This is a genomic window from Bradyrhizobium sp., assembly GCF_050014615.1.
Classification (GTDB): domain Bacteria; phylum Pseudomonadota; class Alphaproteobacteria; order Rhizobiales; family Xanthobacteraceae; genus Bradyrhizobium.
In genome coordinates this window covers 38,808-44,807 of sequence record NZ_JBEKCZ010000012.1, presented here as the reverse complement: position 1 = coordinate 44,807, position 6,000 = coordinate 38,808, and the positions used below count along the sequence as shown (strand labels likewise).

9 protein-coding genes are annotated in these 6,000 nt (G+C 61.9%); all 9 read right to left on the bottom strand.

All coding sequences use genetic code 11. The annotated features are described in order from the left end of the window. On the bottom strand, nt 1-1,015 hold a 1,015-nt coding region (gene nuoF, locus ABR948_RS03705), incomplete at its 3' end, for an NADH-quinone oxidoreductase subunit NuoF (RefSeq protein WP_428114083.1). Nucleotides 1,016-1,036: 21 nt separating this feature from the next. Continuing rightward, nucleotides 1,037-1,252 carry a hypothetical protein gene (locus ABR948_RS03700; protein WP_428114082.1) on the bottom strand — a complete coding sequence of 72 codons (216 nt, stop codon included), beginning with the start codon at nt 1,250-1,252 and terminating at the stop codon, nt 1,037-1,039. Continuing rightward, the gene (gene nuoE, locus ABR948_RS03695; RefSeq protein ID WP_428114081.1) at nt 1,249-1,860 is read right to left on the bottom strand and encodes an NADH-quinone oxidoreductase subunit NuoE; all 612 of its coding nucleotides are present in this window, start codon (nt 1,858-1,860) and stop codon (nt 1,249-1,251) included. Before nuoE ends, ABR948_RS03700 begins: the two co-directional genes overlap by 4 nt. 14 nt (nt 1,861-1,874) lie before the next feature. Further along, nucleotides 1,875-2,837: an FkbM family methyltransferase gene (locus ABR948_RS03690; protein ID WP_428114085.1), complete on the bottom strand. Its 963-nt coding sequence runs from the start codon at nt 2,835-2,837 to the stop codon at nt 1,875-1,877. Then, complete coding sequence (locus ABR948_RS03685; protein ID WP_428114080.1) at nt 2,837-4,027, bottom strand: NADH-quinone oxidoreductase subunit D; 1,191 nt, start codon at nt 4,025-4,027, stop codon at nt 2,837-2,839. The genes ABR948_RS03690 and ABR948_RS03685 overlap by 1 nt, the downstream gene beginning before the upstream one ends. Continuing rightward, nucleotides 4,024-4,635 (bottom strand): NADH-quinone oxidoreductase subunit C, encoded by a 612-nt coding sequence (locus ABR948_RS03680; protein ID WP_428114079.1) that lies wholly within the window; start codon nt 4,633-4,635, stop codon nt 4,024-4,026. The genes ABR948_RS03685 and ABR948_RS03680 overlap by 4 nt, the downstream gene beginning before the upstream one ends. A gap of 9 nt (nt 4,636-4,644) precedes the next feature. Next, a complete protein-coding gene (locus tag ABR948_RS03675; RefSeq protein WP_428114078.1) occupies nt 4,645-4,974 on the bottom strand; it encodes a DHCW motif cupin fold protein in 330 nt (109 codons plus the stop codon). 5 nt (nt 4,975-4,979) lie between these two features. After that, nucleotides 4,980-5,576 (bottom strand): NuoB/complex I 20 kDa subunit family protein, encoded by a 597-nt coding sequence (locus ABR948_RS03670; protein ID WP_428114077.1) that lies wholly within the window; start codon nt 5,574-5,576, stop codon nt 4,980-4,982. Next, complete coding sequence (locus tag ABR948_RS03665; protein ID WP_428114076.1) at nt 5,567-5,932, bottom strand: NADH-quinone oxidoreductase subunit A; 366 nt, start codon at nt 5,930-5,932, stop codon at nt 5,567-5,569. Before ABR948_RS03665 ends, ABR948_RS03670 begins: the two co-directional genes overlap by 10 nt. Nucleotides 5,933-6,000 lie beyond the last annotated feature (68 nt).

Genomic DNA, 6,000 nt, shown 5'->3' with positions numbered 1-6,000 from the left:
AGGAGATTCGCGCGATCGCCTGGATCAGGTCGGTCGACTTGTCCATCACGATGACGGCGGCGGTGCCAAGGCCGGAGCGCAGCTTGCCCAGGCTGTCGAAATCCATCGGCGTATCGATGATCTGTTCCGCCGGCACCATGCGCACCGAGGAGCCGCCGGGAATCACCGCCTTGAGATTATCCCAGCCGCCGCGGACGCCGCCGCAATGGCGCTCGATCAATTCGCGAAACGGAATTCCCATCGCCTCTTCGACGTTGCAGGGACGCTCGACATGGCCGGAGATGCAAAACAGCTTGGTGCCGACATTGTTGGGCCGGCCGATACCGGCGAACCACGCCGCACCACGCCGCAGAATATCCGGCGCGACCGCGATCGACTCGACGTTATTGACGGTGGTCGGACAGCCATACAGACCGACATTGGCCGGAAACGGCGGCTTCAGCCGCGGCATCCCCTTCTTGCCTTCGAGGCTTTCCAAGAGCGCGGTCTCTTCACCGCAGATATAGGCGCCGGCGCCGTGAGTCACATAGAGGTCGAACGGCCAGCCGTTGATATTGTCCTTGCCGATCAGCTTGGCCGCATAGGCCTGATCGACCGCGGCCTGCAGATGCTCGCGCTCGCGGATAAATTCGCCGCGCACGTAGATGTAGCAGGCGTGCGCGTTCATCGCGAAGCTCGCGATCAGACAGCCTTCGACCAGAAGATGCGGGTCGTGCCGCATGATCTCGCGATCCTTGCAGGTGCCGGGTTCGGACTCGTCGGCATTGACCACGAGATAGCTCGGACGGCCGTCGGTCGATTCCTTGGGCATGAACGACCATTTCAGCCCGGTCGGAAACCCTGCCCCGCCCCGTCCGCGCAGTCCGGAGGCCTTCATCTCGGCGATGATCCAGTCGCGGCCCTTGTCGATGATCGCCTTGGTGCCGTCCCAGGCGCCACGGCGGCGCGCGCCCTCAAGACCCCAGTCGTCGAGGCCGTAGAGATTGCGGAAGATGCGGTCCTTGTCGTCGAGCATGACTTGAAGCTTCCTCAGGGGTCAGCGATTGGACTGCATGAAGGCGAGGCCGGCGGCGCATCCGCCGAAGGTCAGCGCCCACAACAGGCTTGAATCCAGCGAGGCATTCAGCCCATAGCGCTGCAACAGAAAAATGAATGTGGCTGCGGTCAGGGCATGCAGAGCGATATAGCGCCATTTCCCCATGACACCGACGCTCCCGGGCTTTGACGCTTCCAGCGTGCGGATACGCGTCATGTGGTTTCCTTCAGCGTGGTCGGCCCGCCCATGGGGGCGGAGAACTGACGGCCATTCTGCGGCCCCGGCTTCGGAAGATTGCCGGAGGCGAAGCCGTCCAGCACCTTGCCGAAGTTTTCCTTGGTCAAGTCCTCGTAGGTATCTTTCCAGATCAGTACCATCGGCGCATTCACGCAGGCGCCGAGACACTCGACCTCTTCCCAGCTGAAATCACCATCCTTGGACAGGTGAAATGGATCATGATGGATGCGGCTCTGGCACACCTCGATGATATCGGCGGCGCCGCGCAGCCGGCATGGCGTGGTGCCGCAGACCTGGACATGGGCCTTCTTGCCGACCGGCTGCAGCTGGAACATGGTGTAGAAGGTCGCGATCTCGAGCGCCCGGATGTAGGGCATGCCAAGCAAATCAGCCACCGCGCGGATCGCGGCTTCCGAAACCCAGCCGTCATGCTGCTCCTGCACCCGCCACAGGATGGGTATCACCGCCGATGCCTGGCGGCCTGGCGGGTATTTGGCGATCTGCTCCTTCGCCCACGCGAGATTTTCCGCCGAGAACGTGAAGTTCGCGGGCTGTAGTTCCTTGGGTGCGAGGCGGCGGACGGACATTGTCTTTCAGTCTCTCATTGCATGCGGCGCGTGGCGTTGGCGTTCAGGGCATTGATCCGATTTTGCCAGAATGCGCTTGCGGTGCCGAACACGTTATAGCCGACGTGGGATGAAACCTTGATGCGGTCGAGTATCGAAAGCTCGGTGACGGTCTCCAGGCGATTGCTGCGGGGATCGTAAACGATCAGCTTGAGCGGCGTCTGCTCGAGGATAAAGCGCGACACGGTATGACGGGGGTCATTGCCGTGTTCCTCGCACAGCAGGACGCTGTCGCCCTGCAACAGACGCGTGCCGCCCTTGATGGCTTCAACCTCGACGCCTTCGACGTCGAGCTTGATCAAATATTTGCCGCCAGGCGAAATCTTGCCGTCGTCGAGCAGATTATCCAGCGCGATCACCGGCACGTCCTCGCCGCTGCCGCCGGCATTGCCGGTGATGCTCAACGCCTCATGCTTGGTACCGGACAGCCGTGCGGTGCCGCGCGCCGCGCCGATCGCGCACTTCATCAACTCGAAGCGGTGACCATTGATCTCGGCATTGTTCTTGAGCTTGGCAAAATTCTGCGACGACGGCTCGATCGCGATCGCCCGGTGCGAACCGAACGGCGCGCTGGAAACCAGTACCGACCAGTAACCGAAATTGGCGCCGCAATCGAGCAGCGTGTAGTCGACGCTGGCGGAATCCCGGAACAGCAGTTCCAGTTCGTCCTCATAACTATACGAGCGATTGAGCAGCTTGCTCCAGTAACCATCGCCATAGGGGAATTCGAACGTCGCGTCGGAATTGAGTTTGATCGCGATGTTGCGCTCGGGCAGCGTCTTGCGCAGCAGATTGGCGCAGCCGTTGTAGCCGCGATGCGAAAAGTGTGAGGATATTTTCGAACCCGTCGCCAGTGCCAGCGCAGCCGTCCGCTCCCACAGGTTGGCTCCCTCAAGAGCTCCCGATGCCCGGTCAAACTGGATGGGCGGCAACGCGATCACCGATCGACCTCTCCGAACACGATGTCGAGCGAACCCAGAATCGCCGAGACGTCGGCCAGTAGATGGCCCTTGCAGATGAAATCCATCGCCTGCAGATGGGCAAAACCCGGCGCGCGGATCTTGCACTTGTAGGGCTTGTTGCTGCCGTCGGCGACCAGATACACCCCGAACTCGCCCTTCGGCGCCTCGACCGCGGCGTAGACTTCGCCGGCGGGCACATGGAAGCCCTCGGTGTAGAGCTTGAAATGATGGATCAGCGATTCCATCGAGCGCTTCATCTCGCCGCGGCGCGGCGGGAAAATCTTGTTGTCTTCGATGGCGACAGGTCCCTGCCCGTCGGCGGCACGCAGCTTTACGATGCACTGCTTCATGATGCGCACCGACTGGCGCATCTCTTCCATGCGAATGCAGTAGCGGTCGTAGCAATCGCCGTTCTTGCCGATCGGAATGTCGAAATCCATTTCGGCGTAGCATTCGTAGGGCTGCGCCTTGCGCAGATCCCAGGCCGCTCCGGAGCCGCGCACCATGACGCCGGAAAAGCCCCACTCCCACGCCTGCTTCAGCGAGACCACGCCGATATCGACGTTGCGCTGCTTGAAGATGCGGTTGCCGGTCAGCAGCCGTTCGAGGTCGGCGACCACGCCGAGGAACGGACCGCACCAGGCGTCGATATCGTCGATCAGTTTCGGCGGCAGGTCCTGGTGCACGCCGCCGATCCGGAAATAGGCCGCATGCATCCGCGAGCCGGAGGCGCGCTCGTAAAACACCATCAGCTTTTCGCGCTCTTCAAAGCCCCACAAGGGCGGGGTCAGCGCGCCGACGTCCATCGCCTGCGTGGTGACATTGAGAAGATGCGACAGGATGCGGCCGATCTCGCAATACAAAACCCGGATCAACTGGCCGCGGCGCGGCACCGCGATGCCGAGCAGTTTTTCCGCAGCCAGACAGAACGCGTGTTCCTGGTTCATCGGCGCGACGTAGTCGAGCCGGTCGAAATACGGGATCGCCTGCAAATAGGTCTTCTGCTCGATCAGCTTCTCGGTGCCGCGATGAAGCAGCCCGATATGCGGATCGACGCGGGCGACCACTTCACCATCGAGCTCCAGCACCAGGCGCAACACGCCGTGCGCCGCCGGATGCTGCGGCCCGAAATTGATGGTGAAGTTGCGCAGTGCTGCTTCGGTCATGGTTTCGGCCCCGCTTTCTCATCCCCGGGCAGCACCGGATAGTCGGCACCCTCCCATGGCGAGAGAAAATCGAACTTGCGGAATTCCTGGTTGAGACGGACGGGTTCGTAGACCACCCGCTTCTCCTGGTCGTCGTAGCGCACCTCGACGAAGCCGGAGAGCGGGAAGTCCTTGCGCAGCGGGTGGCCATCGAAGCCGTAATCGGTCAACAGCCGCCGCATGTCGGGATGGCCGGTGAAGATCACCCCGTAGAGGTCGTAGCACTCGCGCTCGAACCAGTCGGAACCGGGAAACACCTCGATGATCGACGGCACCTGGGTGGTCTCGTCGGCCTCGGCGCGCAAACGGACGCGCGCATTCAGCGCCGGAGACAGAAAATGATAAATCACGTCGAAGCGCTTCTCGCGCCCGGGATAATCCACCGCCGTCACATCGATCAGGCTGACGAAGCGGCAACCGGGATCGTCGCGCAGGAATTTGACGACATCGACGATCCTTGAGGCCTGCACCGTGACGGTGAGTTGATCGAACGCCACCGAATGACCGATCGCGGCATCGCCGAGCCCGCCGACGATCTTCTCTCCGAGACTATTGAGTAGTTCGCTCATCGCACCCCATCAATCCACAATGAACAGGCGCGCACCCTGCGCGGTGTGCGAACGATGCGGCTCGGCCCCATCGGCGACCTGATAGCTCATGCCGGGCGTCAATCTGAACGTACGGCCGTCAGCGAGATCGGTCCCAAGCTCGCCCTCGACGCACAACAGGATATGCCCCTTCTGGCACCAGTGATCGGCCACATAGCCCGGCGAATAGTCGACCATCCGAACGCGGATATCGCCGAATTGCCGGGTGCGCCAGGTCGCCACGCCGGTGTCGCCCTGATGCGTGGTCGGCTCTACGCTCGACCAGTCGGTAGTGCCGAATGGGAGGCCGGTGATCTGCATGGTCTTTACCGTTCGATGGTTCCGGTGCGCCGGATCTTCTTCTGCAGCAGCATCACGCCGTAAAGCAGCGCTTCCGCCGTTGGTGGGCAGCCAGGCACGTAGATATCGATGGGCACGATGCGGTCGCAGCCGCGTACCACCGAATACGAATAATGATAGTAGCCCCCGCCATTGGCGCATGACCCCATCGAGATCACGTAGCGCGGCTCGGGCATCTGGTCGTAGACCTTGCGCAGCGCCGGCGCCATCTTGTTGGTCAGCGTGCCCGCCACGATCATCACGTCGGACTGGCGCGGGGAAGCACGCGGCGCAAAGCCGAAGCGCTCGGCATCGTAGCGCGGCATCGACATCTGCATCATCTCGACCGCGCAGCATGCGAGGCCGAATGTCATCCACATCAGCGATCCCGTGCGCGCCCAGGTGATCAGGTCGTCGGTGGCGGTGACGAAGAAGCCCTTGTCGGACAGTTCGTGATTGACCTCGAGAAAGTAGGGATCATTGGCTCCGACCGGCCGGCCGGTCGATGGATCGATAATGCCGGTCGCGGCGGGGGCCACCGCCGGTGCGAACCCTGGCGTTGCGGCAGCGGGGCTCAATCCCATTCGAGCGCGCCTTTCTTCCATTCATAGGCAAAGCCGACGGTGAGGACGGCGAGGAAAACCACCATCGACCAGAAGCCGGTCGCCCCGAGCTTGCCGAACGCGACCGCCCACGGAAACAGGAATGCGACTTCGAGGTCGAAGATGATGAAGAGGATCGCCACCAGATAGAACCGGACGTCGAACTTCATGCGGGCGTCGTCGAAAGCGTTGAACCCGCATTCATACGCCGAAAGCTTTTCCGGATCGGGCTGCTGGAAGGCGACGAGGAAGGGAGCAATCAGCAGCACCAAACCGATCAGGCCGGCGACCCCGATAAACACCACAAGTGGAAGGTAATTCTGCAAGATGCCGGTCATCGGCGGGGCCTTTTTCCTGCGGTCGCTGACAACAGCAGATTCGTTAATTGGAATTGTTCTGAGGCTTA

Bases quoted from the DNA above. Each gene is read 5' to 3' on its own strand.
- ABR948_RS03670 (WP_428114077.1), bottom strand. From the start codon at position 5,576: ATGGGATTGAGCCCCGCTGCCGCAACGCCAGGGTTCGCACCGGCGGTG.
- ABR948_RS03685 (WP_428114080.1), bottom strand. From the start codon at position 4,027: ATGACCGAAGCAGCACTGCGCAACTTCACCATCAATTTCGGGCCGCAG.
- ABR948_RS03675 (WP_428114078.1), bottom strand. From the start codon at position 4,974: ATGCAGATCACCGGCCTCCCATTCGGCACTACCGACTGGTCGAGCGTA.
- ABR948_RS03665 (WP_428114076.1), bottom strand. From the start codon at position 5,932: ATGACCGGCATCTTGCAGAATTACCTTCCACTTGTGGTGTTTATCGGG.
- nuoE (WP_428114081.1), bottom strand. From the start codon at position 1,860: ATGTCCGTCCGCCGCCTCGCACCCAAGGAACTACAGCCCGCGAACTTC.
- ABR948_RS03700 (WP_428114082.1), bottom strand. From the start codon at position 1,252: ATGACGCGTATCCGCACGCTGGAAGCGTCAAAGCCCGGGAGCGTCGGT.
- ABR948_RS03680 (WP_428114079.1), bottom strand. From the start codon at position 4,635: ATGAGCGAACTACTCAATAGTCTCGGAGAGAAGATCGTCGGCGGGCTC.